This window comes from Ferrovibrio sp. GW821-FHT12D07 (genome assembly GCF_058807275.1).
The window spans coordinates 57,429-73,081 of sequence record NZ_JBXAQN010000004.1 but is presented as its reverse complement, the minus strand read 5'-3'; the positions used below and the strand labels follow the sequence as shown (position 1 = coordinate 73,081).

Here is a 15,653-nt window from a genome sequence, read left to right as displayed (position 1 = left end):
ATAGGCTTTTTAGTGACGGCCTACGTGATGCTGTACAGGTCGACGGGGGCGGATTTTCCCGGCAGCGGGAAGGTGCCAAGGCTTTGGGATGCCATGCCCCTGGGCAGGGATGCCGCGGCAAGGGCCTCGGCCGAGGCGATGATCCCGCCGGATAACGTCTTTGCCACCACCTCGATCTTGGCGGTGGTGTTGACCGTGTCGCCCAGCAGAACGATCTCGCGCTTGACCTCGCCCATTTCGCCGGCGATCACCGGACCGGCATGCAGCACGGCCCGGAAATCCGGCGCGACGCCGAACTCGCTGCGATAGCGATCGGCCCGCTGGTCGAATCTCTGATGGGCGTCCCGGGCGGCGGCATAGGCGCCGGCCGGATCCTTGCCGTTCTCCAGCGACCAGGTGGCGATCATCTCGTCGCCTACATATTTGTGCACGATGCCGCCCCAGGCGAGCACGGCTTCGGTCAGATCGACGAAGAAGCGATTGAGCAGGCCGTGGAAGGCCATGTCGCCGATCTTTTCGGCGATGGCAGTCGATCCGCGCATGTCGAAAAAGACCATCAGCCGGTGCTCCTGGCGCGGCCGGTGGTATCGGCCGCGCAGCATGGCGCCCAGCACGCCCGGCCCGAGCAGCATCGACATTTCCATGACGAAGTTGATCAGCAGGGCGAAGCCGACCGAGAAGACGAAGGTGACCGCGGTGATGCGGTTGAGGCCGAAGCCCGGATCGCCGGGTGAGCCGAGCAGGCTGCTGCCCAGCCAGTCGCCACCCAGGATGGCGGCGGTATAGACGATCTCCTTGATCGCCAGCAGCTGCCAGAACGGACGGCGACGCAGGCCATGGGCGCCCTCGACCAGATAAAGCTCGAATGAGGCGATCACGCCGCTGACGACCATGCCGGTGAAAGCGCCGCGCAGGCTGCCATGCAGGAAGGTATGGGCGCCCAGCTCCAGATCCATGATGGTGGCCACGGCGGTGCCATAGGCGGCGCCGAGCACAATGCCGAGCATCATGAACATGAGCAGCAGCTTCAGACGGCGGCGACGGGTGTGGGTCAGGTCCATGGGGGCTTTATGAAAAATGCCTGCCGATCATAGAAAGCCCGGGCAGGGGTGGAAAGGCGGGCCGGCCGCTGTGCTGTGTTGCCGGGCACAAAAATGGAAAGGGCCGCGGCAATCTGCATCGCCGCGGCCCTGATGACTGGATGATGACGGGAGACTCAGGCGTCGGGCGAAACGACCGAGCAGGTCATCTTCTCGCGCTTGAGCTGCTCGCAGGCCTGACGGGCATCGGCCTGCGTCAGGCCGGTGAGGCGGGCGCGGTAGAGCGTGATCTTGTTGCCGGTGTCGACGGCGTCGACCAGCGGCTCGGCGGCCGGCAGCGTGGTGCGCGCCCTGGCGACCAGCTTCTCGGCGGCGGCGGCCTGACGGAAGGCGCCGAGCTGCACCGCCCACTGGCCGTTGCTGGCCTTCGCAGAGACAGCGGCTTTCTTGGCCTTCTTGGTCTTGGCCGGGGTGGGCGCGACGGTCGCCGCCTCGGCGCTGGAGATCAGGCCGAAATGACGATCCGGCTTGCTGCTGTCGGCCATGACCGGGGCGTTGGTGTCGCCGTTCTCGATCTTGTCGAAGGCGGCATCCAGCAGCTTGATCATCTGGTTGTCGCGGGCGACCACGCTGGAGCCGCCGAACACCACGCCGATGACGCGATGGCCGTCGCGCTTGGCGGAGGCGACCAGGTTGAAGCCCGAGGCACGGATGAAGCCGGTCTTGATGCCGTCCACGCCTTCATAGCGCTTCAGCAGATGATTGTGATTGTTGAAGACCTTGTCGTTCCACTCGAATTCCGGGGTCTGGAAATACGCGTAGTAGTTCCGGTGGTTCTTCAGCAGCGCCAGCGCCAGAACCGACATGTCGCGCGCGGTGGTCTTCTGGGCCGGGTTGGGCAGGCCCGAGGCATTCTTGAAGGTGGTGCTGGTCATGCCGAGCGTGCGGGCGCGGCGGGTCATCATGTCGGCGAAGACGGCTTCGTTGCCGCCGGCGATGGCTTCGCCGAGCGCGACGGTGGCGTCGTTGGCCGACTTGGTGACGGCGGCCAGAATGGCGTCCTTCACGGTCAGGGTCTGGCCGGGGCTGAGGCCGATGGCGGAGGGGGCCTGGGTGGCGGCATGGGGCGAAACGGGGATGCGCTGGTCCAGGCGGAGGCGACCCTCCTTCAGGGCGTCGAAGGCCATATACAGGGTCATCATCTTGGTCAGCGAGGCCGGGTAGCGCGCAGTGTCGGCTTCATGGGCATGCAGGACGCGGCCGGTATCGGCATCGATCACGATGGCGGAATAGCCGATCGCCTTCGCGGGAGAGGCGAATATGGCGGTAATCAGGATGAAACAGATTGTTACAAGAACGGGCAGATTCCACCCCTTGGCCACGCGGTTCGCCTTCATTATGCCTTCCTCGATTGCCCTAATACTCGGACGACGACCGGGAGCCCCCCAGGCCGCGAATCGGATGCAGGATATTTAACCATGGCACCCTTTGTCCAGAATATTGTTCAGTAACGGCTTGAATCTACTTGGATTCAAGGCGACTAACGTCCCGCAGAAAACTGCAGAGAACAGGAACTCTATGTCGACGACGTTTAAGAAAGTGTTGGCTCTGACGGCCATTCTGGCCGCGCCCGTGGCGGGCTGCGCCTCCCAGGGACCGACCGACAACCCGATCCGGCGCAACATGAGCTGGGACCGTTATGTCGGCGGCGACGACATCTTCCGGGCTTGCGCGCCCGGCCAGCCCGATCGCATCCGGCTGGTCTATAATGCCCGGCAGTACTACCAGCAGAAGTCCTATGACTTCTCGGCCCAGCCCGATGGCGGGGCGATGCTGGAAGCCCGGGTGGTGGGCCGCGGCAATCTGAACGATCCCAAGACCCCGATCTCGATCCGCGATCCCATGGGACCCTGGCGCGGCCCACAGGCCCTGTATCGCCTGACGCCGGCCGAGATGGCCAAGGTAAAGGCCGCGATGACCTCAGCCGGTTTCGAGGCGCCGGCACCCGACGGCCTGTTCCTGCGCGGCGATAGCTTCTACTGGACTGCCAGCGCCTGCCGGGACGGCAAATTCCACTTCCATGCCTGGGGCTACCCGTCGCCGGAATTCGACCGCATGGCCGTGCCGATGATCGAGGCGCTGGCCCCGTACGACAAGACCGGGGTGGAGGCGACCAGGCCCTATGAGATCCCGCTGCCGCCCTACAGCCTGCTGGTCAATAATGACTCCCGCTACCATGGCGGGCCGCCGCCGCATCAGTATCAGGTCGGGAAACAGGGTCTGCGGTATAGTCAGGGTACGTTGTTCTAAGGGTTTCGTAGTTTTCAGCCGATTCTGGTGCGGCGCACAAGATTTTTGTGCACCGCACCATTTTTCCATTGACCACACGCTTAGGGATGCCTAAATTCGGGGCGTTGCGATGCAGCATTTCTGCCGTCCCCGCGCAGGCGGGTCTGGCCCCGTTACAAACCCGGACAGCAAGGACGAACCCCAATGACCACCAAGACCAAGAAGATCGAAACCGAAGCCCTCAACGGCGCCTCGTATGAATCCGTGATCGTTGCTTCCAAGGAGCAGGTCGAGAAGGCCATCAAGGCCAGCACCGAAGCCCTGGAAAACGCCATGGCCGCTGGCAAGGACCAGGTCGACGCCTTCGTGACCGCCGGCAACGTTGCGGCCAAGGGCTTTGAGACCATCAATGCCGAAGTGATCGCCTACAGCAAGAGCCAGTTCGAAGACCAGGTTTCTGCCGCCAAGGCGATGATGGGTGCGAAGACCCTGCAGGAATTCATCGAGCTGCAGAACGATTACGCCAAGAGCGCCTTCGAGGCCTACACCGCCTACAGCACCAAGCTGAGCGAAGTGGCCACCAAGGTTGCGCAGGACACCTTCGCGCCGATCAATGCGCAGGTTCAGGCGACTGTCGAAAAGATGGTCAAGCCGCTCGCCGCCTAACAGGCGCCGCCTAATCGGGCGGATGATCTGGGACGGCTTGATCGCCGTCACATTTCCTCCCCGGAGTTAGAGTGCAATACCGGGCCCGGCTGCAAAGCCGGGCCTTTTTTTGTCCCAAGGGTGCTGGTATTTTTAACCTGTGAGGCCATATCATCCTCCGTGCACCCCTTTTGGTGCCACAGTGGCTGGATTGAGGCATGAGCGAACGGGACGGACGAGACGGGCGTGGACGCACCGAAGTGGGTGTGGTCACCAAGACCCGTCCGAAAACGCAGAAGCCGCCCATGTATAAAGTGCTGCTGCTGAACGACGATTACACTCCGATGGAGTTTGTCGTTCACGTGCTGGAGCGCTTTTTCAACAAGGCGCGCGAAGATGCGACGCAGATCATGCTGCATGTCCACCAGAAGGGCGTCGGCATCTGCGGCGTCTTTACCTATGAAGTGGCTGAGACCAAAGTAACCCAGGTGATCGATTTCGCGCGCCAGCACCAGCACCCGCTGCAGTGCACGATGGAACGCGACTGAGGAAGGCGGAAGGCGCATGGCATCTTTCTCCCGTACGCTCGAACAGACCCTGCACCGCGCGCTCTCGCTCGCTGGGGCGAAGAAGCATGAATTCGCCACGCTGGAGCATCTGCTGTTCGCCCTGACCGAAGATCAGGATGCGATCGCGGTCTTGCGCGCCTGCAACGTGGATGTCGAAAAGCTGCGGGGGCGGATCGGCACCTTCATCGATGAAGACCTGCGCGGCCTGGTGGTGGGGGCGGCACAGGATGCCAAGCCGACCCTGAGCTTCCAGCGCGCCGTGCAGCGTGCGCTGTTCCATGTGCAGTCGTCGGGCCGTGAGGAAGTGACTGGCGCCAATGTGCTGGTGGCGATCTTCTCCGAACGCGAAAGCCATGCCGTGCATTTCCTGCAGGAGCAGGACATGACCCGCCTGGATGCCGTCAGCTATATCAGCCATGGCGTCGCCAAGTCGCCGGGCCGGGGCGGCGAGCGTCGTCCGGTGCGCGGTGCCGACAGCGATATCGAGCAGCGGGCCGAACGTGCCGACCGTGGCGAGCGGGAGCGTGGCAGTGCCGACCGTAATGCCGCGAACAAAGACAAGGAGGCGCTGAGCGCCTACTGCGTCAATCTCAACGAGAAGGCCAAGGCCGGCAAGATCGACGCCCTGATCGGCCGCGAGGCCGAGCTCGAGCGCACGATCCAGATCCTGTGCCGCCGCACCAAGAACAATCCGCTCTATGTCGGCGATCCCGGCGTGGGCAAGACCGCGATTGCGGAAGGTCTCGCGCGTCGCATCGTGCGCGCAGAAGTCCCCGACATCCTGAAGGATGCGGTGATCTATGCGCTCGATATGGGCAGCCTGCTGGCTGGCACGCGCTATCGCGGCGATTTCGAGGAACGTCTGAAGCAGGTGATGCAGGAGCTGGAGAGCCAGCCCGGTTCGATCCTGTTCATCGACGAGATTCACACCGTGATCGGCGCCGGCGCCACCTCGGGCGGCGCGATGGATGCGTCAAACCTGCTGAAGCCAGCGCTGGCGTCTGGTGCGCTACGCTGCATCGGCTCGACGACCTATAAGGAGTTCCGGTCCTATATCGAGAAGGACCGTGCGCTGCTGCGCCGCTTCCAGAAGATCGACGTCAACGAGCCGACCCCGGCTGATGCCGTGAAGATTCTGAAGGGCATCAAGGGCTATTACGAGCAGCATCACGGCGTGCGCTATACCGAGGATGCCATCAAGGCGGCGGTCGAGCTGTCGTCGAAATACATCAACGACCGCAAGCTGCCTGATAAGGCCATCGACGTGATCGACGAAGTCGGCGCGGCCGAACTGATGAAGCCGGAAAGCAAGCGCCGCAAGACCATCGGCGTGAAGGAGATCGAGGCCATCGTCGCCAAGATCGCCCGTATTCCCCCCAAGTCGGTCTCGCGCGAAGACAAGGAGTCGTTGCGCAACCTGGACGCCGAGCTGAAGCGCGTCGTTTATGGCCAGGATTTTGCCATTGATGCGCTGTCCAGCGCCATCAAGCTGGCCCGCGCCGGCCTGCGCGAACCGGAAAAGCCGATCGGCAACTATCTGTTCTCGGGTCCTACCGGTGTCGGCAAGACCGAGGTCGCACGCCAGCTCGCCACCATCATGGGCGTCGAGCTGATCCGCTTCGACATGTCGGAATACATGGAGCGCCATAGCGTCAGCCGCCTGATCGGCGCGCCGCCGGGTTATGTCGGCTTCGACCAGGGCGGCCTGCTGACCGATGCGGTCGATCAGCATCCGCATTGCGTGCTGCTGCTCGACGAGATCGAGAAGGCCCATGGCGACCTGTTCAACATCCTGCTGCAGGTGATGGACCACGGCAAGCTGACCGACAACAACGGCAAGAGCGTCGACTTCCGCAACGTCGTGCTGATCATGACCACCAATGCCGGCGCGTCGGAAATGTCGAAGAACGCCATCGGCTTCGGTCGCGACATGAAGGAAGGCGAAGACGAAGAGGCGATCAAGCGCCTGTTCACGCCGGAATTCCGCAACCGTCTGGATGCCGTGATCCCGTTCGCGCCGCTGTCGACCGAGGTGATCAACCGCGTGGTCGACAAGTTCGTCGCCCAGCTGGAGGGCCAGCTTGCCGACCGCAACGTCACTGTCGCCCTGACCGACGAGGCCCGCGCCTGGCTGGCCGAGCGCGGCTACGACAAGCTCTATGGCGCGCGGCCGCTCAGCCGCGTCATCCAGGAACACATCAAGAAGCCGTTGGCCGACGAACTGCTGTTCGGGCAGCTGGCTAAGGGTGGTCATGTGCTGGTCAAGGTCGTGGACGATAAGCTCGCCTTCGAATTCACCGCCGAGAAAGCTGGCGGGAAGGGCGGGGCGACCGACGGCACGCCGGACGGCAAGATCCCTGAATACGCGCATTAAGGGTTCGGGACACAGTTTTCTCCCGAATCCATAGACATAAAATCTCCGTAAAATTACAGTGGTGCCATGGGGCGCCGACCGGTTGATCCGGTTGGCGCCGCAAGGGCCGCATGGTTGACGTGCGGCCGGCCAAAAAAGAAACAGGAGGCTATATGGCTAATATCCGCATGAAGGCGGCGCTGCTTGCCGGCGCTCTCACCCTCGCTCTGCCGCTGATGGTGGCGCCGGCATTTGCACAGGGCAAGGTCCTGCGCTGGGCCAGCCAGGGCGACTATCTCACCATGGATCCGCATAGCCAGAACGAGGGGCTGACCCGTACCGGCAGCTTCCAGAGCTATGAAGGCCTGGTCGGTTACAGTGCCGATCTGAAATTCGTGCCCGCGCTCGCCACTTCGTGGAAGGCGGCCACCGACACCATCTGGGAATTCAAGCTGCGCCAGGGCGTGAAGTTCCATGACGGCTCCGACTTCACCGCTGACGACGTGGTGTTCTCGATCAAGCGCGCCCAGCATCCCAATTCGGACTTCAAGACCTACATCGCCAGCGTCAAGGACGTGAAGAAGATCGACGCGCAGACCGTGCATGTCGAGACCAATGGCGCCAACCCGATCCTGCCGAACCAGATCGCCAACATCTTTATCATGTCGAAGGCCTGGGCGGAAAAGAACAGCGCCGTCAATCCGCAATCCTACAAGGACAAGGAAGAGACCTTCGCTGTTCGCAATTCGAATGGCACCGGTCCCTTCATGCTGAAGCAGCGTGAGCAGGATGTGCGCACCGTGATGGTGCGCAATGCCACCTGGTGGGGCCTGAAGGACAATCCGCATAACATCGACGAGATCGTCTATACCCCGGTCACCACGCCGGCGACCCGCGTCGCGGCTCTGGTCTCGGGCCAGCTCGATTTCGTGCTCGATGTGCCGGTGCAGGACGTGGAGCGCGTCAAGCGTTCGCCGGGCCTGCAGGTGAAGAAGACCAACGAGATCCGCTCGATCTTCCTGGGCTTCGACGTCGGCAGCCCGGAACTGAAGTATTCGGATGTGAAGGGCAAAAACCCCTTCGCCGACAAGCGCGTGCGTCAGGCCTTCTACCATGCCATCGACATGCAGGCGATCTCGCAGAAGGTGATGCGCGGCGATGCCGTGGTCGCCGGCATGGTCACCTCGCCGGGCGTGCATGGCTACAGCAAGGACCTGGACAAGCGTCTGCCTTATGACGTCAACAAGGCCAAGGCGCTGCTGAAGGATGCCGGTTATCCGAACGGCTTCGGCATCAAGCTTGATTGTTCGAACGACCGCTATGTGAACGACGAGGGCATCTGCCAGGCCGTGGTCGGCATGCTGGCCCAGGCCGGCATCAAGGTCGACCTGGCAGCGCAGACCAAGACGCTGTATTTCCCCAAGCTGCAGAAGAAGGATACCAGCTTCTTCCTGCTCGGTTGGGGCGTGCCGACCTTCGACAGCCACTACGTCTTCTCGTATCTGGTGCAGACCCCGGACGGCAAGAACGGCAGCTGGAACTTCACCAACTACTCCAACCCGAAGCTGGATGGCATGTTCAATGCCATGCTGAGCGAGCTGGATATGGCCAAGCGTGACAAGCTGATCGCCGACTCCTGGCAGATGATCAACGACGAGGTGATCTATCTGCCGCTGCATCACCAGGTGCTGAACTGGGCGATGGCCGAGAAGCTGGACATGCCGATCATCGCGGACAACGTGCCGCGCTTCCACTTCGCCAAGATGAAGTAAGTTCCCGCCGTGCCCGGTCGTTGGCCGGGCACGGCGCCATTTATGCGTTAGGTCCCATGCTCGGTTACATTGTCGGACGATTGGCGCAGGCGCTGGCGGTGATGCTCGCTGTCGCGCTGGTCGCATTCCTGCTGTTCAATTACGTCGGTGATCCCATCAACAACATGGTGGGGCAGGACGCCACCACGGCCGATCGCGCCGATCTACGCGAACAACTCGGTCTCAATGATCCCGCGGTCCTGCAGTTCGGCCGCTTTCTGGGCAATGCCGCGCAGGGCAATTTCGGCCTGTCCTATCGCCTGAAACGTCCGGTATCGGCCCTGATCCGCGAACGCATGCCGGCAACCTTGGAGCTGGTTTTCCTTTCGGCGCTGGTCGCCGTGGTGGTCGGGCTGCCGCTTGGCGTCTATACGGCGTTGCGTCGCGATGGCTGGCTGAGCCGGATGATACTGACTACCAGTCTGGTTGGTGTCTCGCTGCCTACCTTCGTGATCGGCATCGGACTGATCTATCTGCTGTCAGTGCAGTTCGACCTGCTGCCCAGTTTCGGGCGCGGGCAGGTGGTCCAGCTCGGCTGGTGGAGCACCGGTTTCCTCACCAAATCCGGCTGGGCCGCGATCATCATGCCGGCCATCACGCTGAGCCTGTATCAGCTCACCCTGGTGCTGCGGCTGGTGCGCACCGAAATGCTGGAAGTGCTGCGCACCGAATATATCAAGTTCGCCCGCGCGCGGGGCCTGAGTAACCGCATCGTCCATTTCCACCATGCCCTGAAGAACACCATGATGCCGGTGGTCACCATCGTCGGTTTGCAGATTGGTGGTCTGATTGCATTCTCGATTGTCACCGAAACCGTGTTTCAGTGGCCCGGCATGGGACTGCTGTTCATCCAGGCCGTCAGCTTCGCCGACGTGCCGGTGATGGCTGCTTATTTGGTGATGGTCGGCGCCATGTTCGTCGTGCTGAACCTGATGGTTGATCTGGCCTATTTCATGATCGACCCGCGCCTGCGCATCGACCGCTCCAAGGCAGCGGGGCGCGCGACATGAGCGCTGTCACCATGTTGCGCCGCTGGTATGACAGCGATCTGGCCTACAGCTTCCGTCGTTCGCCCGCCGTGGTGATCGCGGCCGTGGTGGCGCTGGTGATCATCCTGGCGGCCGTCTTCGCGCCACTGGTGTCGCCATTCAATCCCTTCAATCCGGGCGCGCTGAAGCTGATGGATGCCTTCACGCCGCCGGCCTGGACGGAAGAGGGCAAGTTGACCTATCTGCTTGGCACCGATGACCAGGGGCGTGATCTGCTGTCCACCATCCTGTATGGCAGCCGCATATCGCTGCTGGTCGGATTTTCCGCCATCGCTTTTGCGGCCGTGTTCGGCACACTGATCGGCGTGCTGTGCGGCTATCGCGGTGGCTGGCTCGACATGGCTGTCATGCGCACGGCCGATGTGCAGTTGACCATCCCTAGCATCCTGATCGCGCTGACCATCGATGGTGTGGCCCGCACGGCGCTGCCGCGCGAGCTGCATAACGAGATCGCCATTTTCGTGCTGATCTTTGCCATCGGCATCGCCGACTGGCCACAATTTGCCCGTGTCGCGCGCTCTGCCGCCATGGTCGAGCGCCACAAGGACTATGTCTCGGCCGCCCGCGTCATCGGCCAGCCGTCCTGGGTGATCGTGTTCCGGCATGTGCTGCCCAATACGCTGGGCCCGGTGCTGGTGCTGGCCACCGTGGGTCTGGCGCTGGCAGTGCTGTCGGAAGCGACGCTGAGCTTCCTCGGCGTTGGCGTGCCGCCGACCCAGCCCTCGCTGGGCACCCTGATCCGCGTTGGCCAGAGCTTCCTGTTCAGCGGTGAATGGTGGATCACCTTCTTCCCGGCACTGACGCTGGTGCTGCTGGTGCTGGCCGTGAATGTGCTGGGGGACTGGCTGCGGGATGCCCTGAACCCGAAGCTGCAGTAAGAAGGGGATTGCGCGCTAGTTCACCACCTTGCGCGCCTTGTCCTTCCAGTATTTCTGCCTGGCCGCATCGGCAGGGATGCCGGGTCGGCCATCGGCATAAAGCCGCGCCAGATCCTGCATGGCAGCGACATGGCCGCCCTTGGCCGCCCGTTCCAGCCAGTGCAGCTCTTCCTTCGGATTGGCATCGCCATCCTCGCTGGTGGCGTAATGCAGGCCCAGTGCATAGGCCTCCGCCAGATCGCCAAGCTCGGCAGCCTTGCGGCTGGCGCGCAGCACTTTGGGCGTATCCTTCATGAAGCGATAGCAGTCGGCCAGCAGCGTCCACAGCCGCGCATCCTTCGGCGTGTCGAGCACGGCCAGCTCCAGTTCCTTGGCGGCCTGCGGATATTCATTCACCAGTGCGGCATAGCCGGCGAACCGGTAGCGGTAGCCGGAATCACCCCTGGACACCTGGATGGCCTGGCGGAAGGACTGCAGGCCTTCGGGATAGAAGCCGCTGGCGAAATAGGCCTGCCCCAGCAGGGCATGCAATTCGGCATCCTGCGGCCGGGCGGCAATGGCGCGTTCGCAGGCCGAGGTCTGGCCGCGATCGGCTTCGCGATGACACAGGGTCACGTCATCCTCGGCAAGCGCCGGCATGGCCCAGAGGGCACACAGCAGGAGAAAGACGCGCCAGATTTTGGTCATGGCCGGCGTCAGAGCCTGGCCTTGATATCGGCAGCCAGTTTCGCAATGGCCTCGTGATCGCCGGGCGAGAGGCTCCAGTTCAGTTTTGCGTTATCGCCCAGCCGGCGCGGCAGCACATGAACGTGATAATGCTGCACCGACTGCGCCGCGCCCTGACCATTGGCCTGCACGATATTGAAGCCGTCGTTCGGCACGGCATCCACCACCGCGGCGGCGATCTTCTTCGCGGTGCGGGCGACGGCAGCGATGCTGTCGTCATCGGCTTCCAGAAGATTGGGATAATGCCCCTTGCTCAGCACCAGGGCATGGCCGTGATTGAAGGGGTTGATGTCCATGATGGCGAAGCTGCGGTCGTCTTCGTAGAGTTTGAAGCTCGGCGCTTCACCCTGCACGATCTTGCAGAAGATGCAGCTTTTGTCGTGCGGCAACCCGGCCATGCTTCCCTCCCGTCTTTTCCCGCATGTTAGCGCGGCCTTTGGAGGGATGCTATTCGCTTTCCTCGACAGGTTGCACTTGACGAAATGGTGAATGTTCGTCCAAAGCGGCGATCATGTCACCCATATGGGCGCGTTCCTGTTTCAGGTAACGGGCCACGGCATCGTGAAAACCGGGATCGGCCAGCTTGTGGATAGAATAGATCGCCACCGGCAGGTATCCACGCGCCAGCTTGTGCTCGCCCTGCGCACCGGCTTCCACGCGACCGAGGCCATGACGGATTGCGTACTCAATGGCCTGATAGTAGCAGCATTCAAAATGTAAACCGGGGTGATACTCGATGCAGCCCCAGTTGCGGCCGTAGAGCGTGTCGCTGCCCAGCATGTTCCAGGCACCGGCGATCCAGCGGCCTTCACGTTTTGCCATCACCAGCACAATGCGGTTCGGCATCGTCGCCTGCAGGCGATGGAAGAAGTCGCGATTGAGATACGGCCGGCCCCATTTGCGGCTGCCGGTATCCATATAGAACTCGAAGAAGGCATCCCAGTGCGCATCCGTCAGGCTATTGCCCTGGAAGATTTCAATCTCGATGCCGGACGCCACCGCCTCGCGGCGTTCCTTGCGGATCGCCTTGCGTTTGCGGGAAGCGAGCTGCTCGAGGAAGGCGTCAAAGTCGCGATAGCCGTCATTCTGCCAGTGAAACTGCTCGCCGACCCGCAGCAGGATTTCGTCATTGTCGGCCAGTTGATCGCTTTCGGCCTTGGTCAGGAAGTTCACATGCAAGGAGGAGAGGCCGTAACGCCGCATCACTTCTTCGGCGCCTTGCAGCAGCACATCAGCGATGCTGGCGAAATCCTGATCGGGCGCCACGAGGAAGCGCGGCCCGGTGACTGGCGAGAAAGGCACGGCGGAAAGCAGCTTGGGGTAATACTGCCCGCCGGCGCGGCTATAAGCCTCGGCCCAGTTGTGATCGAAGATGTATTCGCCCTGGCTATGGCCCTTGATATAGAGCGGCAGGCAACCGATCACGCGGCCGTTGCTCTCGGCCACCAGATGCGTGGGCTGCCAGCCGGTGCGTGGCGTGACGCAGCCGGATTGCTCAAGGGCATCGAGGAAGGCATGGGCAATGAAGGGATTGTCGCGTCCGGCGCAGGCGTCCCAGTCAGTAGCCGGGATATCGGCGATCCGCGCCAGTGCGCGGATGCTGATCCCGGTTTCTGCTCCGCCTGTGCCGCCGGCTGTCATACCGTCGTAGACAGATCCTCGAAGATCACGTTGTCGGCATGGGCGGCTGCCCGCGCACGTTCGGCGGCGGTGCGCACGGTCCAGCTCAAAAGAGGCAAGCCGCGTCGCCGCGCCGCCGCAGTGATCTCGGAGGGGAGGTCACGCACGTCATAGGCCAGGAAGTCGGGATTGCCGTAACCGGTCATCAGGGCGCGCTTCAGTTGCATCCGGGTAAACCAGTTAAGGCCCTTGGTCATATTGGCAAGGTCCGTCGATATCTGGCCGCGTACGATCTGCGGTGCATTCTTCTGGAACCACTTCACGGTACGCGGATTGAAGGATTGCACCACGAAGGGGCCGGGATAATGCTGCAGCATGCGGGCGACGCTGGTTTCCAGCGGTCCGACCGGCTCACCCTTGTCCTTCTTGATCTCCACCACCAGCGGAACGGCGCCCTGCACCTGGTCCAGCAGGTCGCGGAAGCTGGGTACGGTTTCCTCGGTGCCAAGCAGCTTGAGCGGCTTCAGGTCGGCCAGCGCCATCTGGCAGACGATGCCGTCCTGGCCGCAGAGGCGTTTGAGATCGGGATCGTGGAATACCACCACCTGGCGGTCGCCGGTGATGCGCACATCGGTCTCGATGGCGTAGCCGGCATCGATGGCTTTCTGGAAGGCGAGGCGCGAGTTCTCCGGCACGCCCATGGCGATGTCATGCAGACCGCGATGTGCCACCGGCGTCTTGGTCAGCCATTTGGGAAGATCATCCGGGCGGGTCATGGCAGTCTCAACGTAAGAGGAAAACGGCATCGGCCTCGAAGGCGATGTCCATCGGCAAGGACGGCGCCGCTGTGGTGGTTCGTGCCGGGCGGTTGTCGACGCCGAACAGGTCAGTCAGCAGATCGGTGGCGCCGTTGGCAACCTTCTGCGCGTCGACGAAATCCGGCGTCGTATTCACCAGGCAGAGCAGCTTGACGCAACGGTCGATGCGATCGAGTTCGCCGTTGCAGGCAACGTTCATATGCGCCAGCAGGTTCAACACGGTCAGACCGGCGGCGGCATAACCTTCCTCGAAGCTCAGATCGCGCCCGACCTTGCCACGATAGCGGATTTCCGGTCCCCAGGTAGGACCGACGCCGGCCACATGCACCAGCTTGCCCACCGTGACGAAGCCGACATAGGTCGCCACCGGCTGCGGGGCCGGCGGAAGCACAAGGCCCTTGGCCTTGAGAGCCTCAGCGACCTTGCCGCTCATGGATCAGGCGATCTCGAAGATGGCATCCACTTCGACGGCTACGCCGCGCGGCAGCGACACCGCGCCGACGGCGAAGCGCGCATGCTTGCCGGCATCGCCGAAGACATCGACCATCAGATCGGACGCGCCATTCACCACCTGCGGGTGGTCGATGAACTCGGGCGTGCAGTTGACGAAGCCGCCAAGCTTGGCGCAGCGCACGATGCGGTTCAGGCTGCCGCCAAGTGCGTGACGGGCCTGCGAGATGATGTTGAGGCCGCAGAGGCGGGCAGCCTGCTTGCCGGTTTCGATATCGATGCCGGCACCCAGTTTGCCGATATAGCGTACTTCGCCGTTGAAGATGGTGATCTGGCCGGCGACGAACAGCAGGTTGCCGGCGATCACGGTCGGTACGTAGTTGGCGGCCGGTGCGGCCGGGGCAGGCAATTCAATCTTGAGGGCGGCGAGGCGGGCGTCGTGGCTCATGGCGAATCCTGGGGGTTGAACGGCACGGAAAACCTGTGCCGGTTCTAGCCCGGATGACGCGCGGCTGGCAACGCGCCTGCCCACCGGCCGGCGGTTATTGCAGGTGGCGGGCCTGTTTGCGGCTGTACATCGCCCGGTCGCAATCCCGCAGCAGGGTTTCGAGCATGGTGGAGCCGTCATAGGCGGCGAGACCATAGCTGATGCTGGTGGGGATCAGGCTGTCGCCATGGCGCAGCGGCTGGCGTTCGATCCGGGTCACCAGTTCGCCCAAGCGGCTTTCGGCCTGGGTCGGACAGGCGCCGGGCATCGCCAGCACGAATTCATCGCCATGCAGGCGGGCGAGACAGTCGGTGGCGCGGGCAATCGGAGCCAAGCGCTCGGCCACATGACGCAGCACGGCATCGCCGGCGGCGTGGCCATGGCGGTCATTGATCGCCTTGAAACGGTCGAGATCGAAGAAAGCCAGTGTGCCGCCACGATTTTCGCGCTTGGCGCGGGCCAGTTCGGCCTGCATGAAGCTTTCAAAGGCGCGACGGTTGGGCAGGCCGGTGAGTTCGTCGGTGGTGGAAATCGCCTGCAGTTCGGCGATGCGGCGTGCCTGATCGACAAGCTGCTGCTCGCTTTCGGCGGCGGCGGTGAGAATCTGCTCGACCAGATCATGCTTGCGCGGATCGGGGTCGCGGCGCAGCGCCAGGCGCAGCCGCAGAACCAGACTGGCGAAACCCGGCGTGGTGTGACTCTCCGCGTGCGGGGCGGCCAGATTGAAAACAGAACTGTCGTTGGCAGGTTTCATGACACTCATCCACTCTTGCCCCTTAGGCATAGCAAGCGGTGTGCCAAGGGTAAAATGACGGAAAACAGCCATTTATTTAGATGGACTCAGGCAGATTTTGCCGATCATCGCAGGGGCAGCAAGGCCAAATGGCGGCGAGATGGACCAAGCGGGCCGGACGGGCC

At 62.8% G+C, this 15,653-nt stretch carries 16 protein-coding genes; 7 read left to right on the top strand and 9 right to left on the bottom strand.

The genetic code is table 11. The annotated features are described in order from the left end of the window. Positions 1 to 20: 20 nt before the first annotated feature. Positions 21 to 1,061, bottom strand: coding sequence for an adenylate/guanylate cyclase domain-containing protein (locus AC1RRE_RS19825; protein WP_492983737.1), 1,041 nt, complete (start codon positions 1,059 to 1,061; stop codon positions 21 to 23). Positions 1,062 to 1,216: 155 nt separating this feature from the next. Next, positions 1,217 to 2,437: a D-alanyl-D-alanine carboxypeptidase gene (locus tag AC1RRE_RS19820; protein ID WP_492983735.1), complete on the bottom strand. Its 1,221-nt coding sequence runs from the start codon at positions 2,435 to 2,437 to the stop codon at positions 1,217 to 1,219. 181 nt (positions 2,438 to 2,618) lie between these two features. Between AC1RRE_RS19820 and AC1RRE_RS19815 the strand changes: the two genes are divergently transcribed. From AC1RRE_RS19815 to AC1RRE_RS19785, 7 genes are all read left to right on the top strand, one after another. After that, entirely contained in the window at positions 2,619 to 3,350 is a 732-nt protein-coding gene (locus AC1RRE_RS19815; protein ID WP_492983733.1) for a hypothetical protein, read from the top strand. Between the two features lie 183 nt (positions 3,351 to 3,533). Continuing rightward, positions 3,534 to 3,995, top strand: coding sequence for a phasin family protein (locus AC1RRE_RS19810; protein WP_492983731.1), 462 nt, complete (start codon positions 3,534 to 3,536; stop codon positions 3,993 to 3,995). A gap of 197 nt (positions 3,996 to 4,192) precedes the next feature. Next, positions 4,193 to 4,522 carry an ATP-dependent Clp protease adapter ClpS gene (gene clpS, locus AC1RRE_RS19805; RefSeq protein ID WP_492973249.1) on the top strand — a complete coding sequence of 110 codons (330 nt, stop codon included), beginning with the start codon at positions 4,193 to 4,195 and terminating at the stop codon, positions 4,520 to 4,522. Between the two features lie 16 nt (positions 4,523 to 4,538). Further along, positions 4,539 to 6,917, top strand: coding sequence for an ATP-dependent Clp protease ATP-binding subunit ClpA (clpA, locus tag AC1RRE_RS19800; protein ID WP_492983729.1), 2,379 nt, complete (start codon positions 4,539 to 4,541; stop codon positions 6,915 to 6,917). Positions 6,918 to 7,069: 152 nt separating this feature from the next. Then, the gene (locus AC1RRE_RS19795) at positions 7,070 to 8,668 is read left to right on the top strand and encodes an ABC transporter substrate-binding protein (protein ID WP_492983727.1); all 1,599 of its coding nucleotides are present in this window, start codon (positions 7,070 to 7,072) and stop codon (positions 8,666 to 8,668) included. 56 nt (positions 8,669 to 8,724) lie between these two features. Then, complete coding sequence (locus tag AC1RRE_RS19790) at positions 8,725 to 9,717, top strand: ABC transporter permease (protein WP_492983725.1); 993 nt, start codon at positions 8,725 to 8,727, stop codon at positions 9,715 to 9,717. Continuing rightward, the gene (locus AC1RRE_RS19785) at positions 9,714 to 10,634 is read left to right on the top strand and encodes an ABC transporter permease (RefSeq protein WP_492983723.1); all 921 of its coding nucleotides are present in this window, start codon (positions 9,714 to 9,716) and stop codon (positions 10,632 to 10,634) included. Before AC1RRE_RS19790 ends, AC1RRE_RS19785 begins: the two co-directional genes overlap by 4 nt. Positions 10,635 to 10,649: 15 nt before the next feature. Here AC1RRE_RS19785 and AC1RRE_RS19780 read toward each other — a convergent pair whose 3' ends face one another. The 7 genes from AC1RRE_RS19780 to AC1RRE_RS19750 form a co-directional block, all read right to left on the bottom strand. Continuing rightward, positions 10,650 to 11,321: a hypothetical protein gene (locus AC1RRE_RS19780; protein ID WP_492983721.1), complete on the bottom strand. Its 672-nt coding sequence runs from the start codon at positions 11,319 to 11,321 to the stop codon at positions 10,650 to 10,652. Positions 11,322 to 11,329: 8 nt separating this feature from the next. Next, positions 11,330 to 11,758, bottom strand: a complete 429-nt coding sequence (locus AC1RRE_RS19775) for an HIT family protein (protein WP_492983719.1) — start codon at positions 11,756 to 11,758, stop codon at positions 11,330 to 11,332. A gap of 49 nt (positions 11,759 to 11,807) precedes the next feature. After that, positions 11,808 to 13,001: a GNAT family N-acetyltransferase gene (locus tag AC1RRE_RS19770; protein ID WP_492983717.1), complete on the bottom strand. Its 1,194-nt coding sequence runs from the start codon at positions 12,999 to 13,001 to the stop codon at positions 11,808 to 11,810. Then, positions 12,998 to 13,756, bottom strand: a complete 759-nt coding sequence (locus tag AC1RRE_RS19765) for a glycerophosphodiester phosphodiesterase family protein (protein WP_492983715.1) — start codon at positions 13,754 to 13,756, stop codon at positions 12,998 to 13,000. Before AC1RRE_RS19765 ends, AC1RRE_RS19770 begins: the two co-directional genes overlap by 4 nt. Positions 13,757 to 13,763: 7 nt before the next feature. Further along, complete coding sequence (locus AC1RRE_RS19760) at positions 13,764 to 14,231, bottom strand: RidA family protein (protein ID WP_492983713.1); 468 nt, start codon at positions 14,229 to 14,231, stop codon at positions 13,764 to 13,766. A 3-nt stretch (positions 14,232 to 14,234) separates the two neighbouring features. Further along, positions 14,235 to 14,696, bottom strand: coding sequence for a RidA family protein (locus AC1RRE_RS19755; RefSeq protein ID WP_492983711.1), 462 nt, complete (start codon positions 14,694 to 14,696; stop codon positions 14,235 to 14,237). A 94-nt stretch (positions 14,697 to 14,790) separates the two neighbouring features. Then, positions 14,791 to 15,489 carry a GGDEF domain-containing protein gene (locus tag AC1RRE_RS19750; RefSeq protein ID WP_492983709.1) on the bottom strand — a complete coding sequence of 233 codons (699 nt, stop codon included), beginning with the start codon at positions 15,487 to 15,489 and terminating at the stop codon, positions 14,791 to 14,793. Positions 15,490 to 15,653 lie beyond the last annotated feature (164 nt).

Coding starts and splice junctions, on each gene's coding strand:
- AC1RRE_RS19750 (WP_492983709.1), bottom strand. CDS start 15,489: ATGAAACCTGCCAACGACAGTTCTGTTTTCAATCTGGCCGCCCCGCAC.
- AC1RRE_RS19760 (WP_492983713.1), bottom strand. CDS start 14,231: ATGAGCGGCAAGGTCGCTGAGGCTCTCAAGGCCAAGGGCCTTGTGCTT.
- AC1RRE_RS19820 (WP_492983735.1), bottom strand. CDS start 2,437: ATGAAGGCGAACCGCGTGGCCAAGGGGTGGAATCTGCCCGTTCTTGTA.
- AC1RRE_RS19770 (WP_492983717.1), bottom strand. CDS start 13,001: ATGACAGCCGGCGGCACAGGCGGAGCAGAAACCGGGATCAGCATCCGC.
- AC1RRE_RS19780 (WP_492983721.1), bottom strand. CDS start 11,321: ATGACCAAAATCTGGCGCGTCTTTCTCCTGCTGTGTGCCCTCTGGGCC.
- AC1RRE_RS19790 (WP_492983725.1), top strand. CDS start 8,725: ATGCTCGGTTACATTGTCGGACGATTGGCGCAGGCGCTGGCGGTGATG.
- AC1RRE_RS19825 (WP_492983737.1), bottom strand. CDS start 1,061: ATGGACCTGACCCACACCCGTCGCCGCCGTCTGAAGCTGCTGCTCATG.
- AC1RRE_RS19815 (WP_492983733.1), top strand. CDS start 2,619: ATGTCGACGACGTTTAAGAAAGTGTTGGCTCTGACGGCCATTCTGGCC.
- clpA (WP_492983729.1), top strand. CDS start 4,539: ATGGCATCTTTCTCCCGTACGCTCGAACAGACCCTGCACCGCGCGCTC.
- AC1RRE_RS19765 (WP_492983715.1), bottom strand. CDS start 13,756: ATGACCCGCCCGGATGATCTTCCCAAATGGCTGACCAAGACGCCGGTG.
- AC1RRE_RS19810 (WP_492983731.1), top strand. CDS start 3,534: ATGACCACCAAGACCAAGAAGATCGAAACCGAAGCCCTCAACGGCGCC.
- clpS (WP_492973249.1), top strand. CDS start 4,193: ATGAGCGAACGGGACGGACGAGACGGGCGTGGACGCACCGAAGTGGGT.
- AC1RRE_RS19755 (WP_492983711.1), bottom strand. CDS start 14,696: ATGAGCCACGACGCCCGCCTCGCCGCCCTCAAGATTGAATTGCCTGCC.
- AC1RRE_RS19785 (WP_492983723.1), top strand. CDS start 9,714: ATGAGCGCTGTCACCATGTTGCGCCGCTGGTATGACAGCGATCTGGCC.
- AC1RRE_RS19795 (WP_492983727.1), top strand. CDS start 7,070: ATGGCTAATATCCGCATGAAGGCGGCGCTGCTTGCCGGCGCTCTCACC.
- AC1RRE_RS19775 (WP_492983719.1), bottom strand. CDS start 11,758: ATGGCCGGGTTGCCGCACGACAAAAGCTGCATCTTCTGCAAGATCGTG.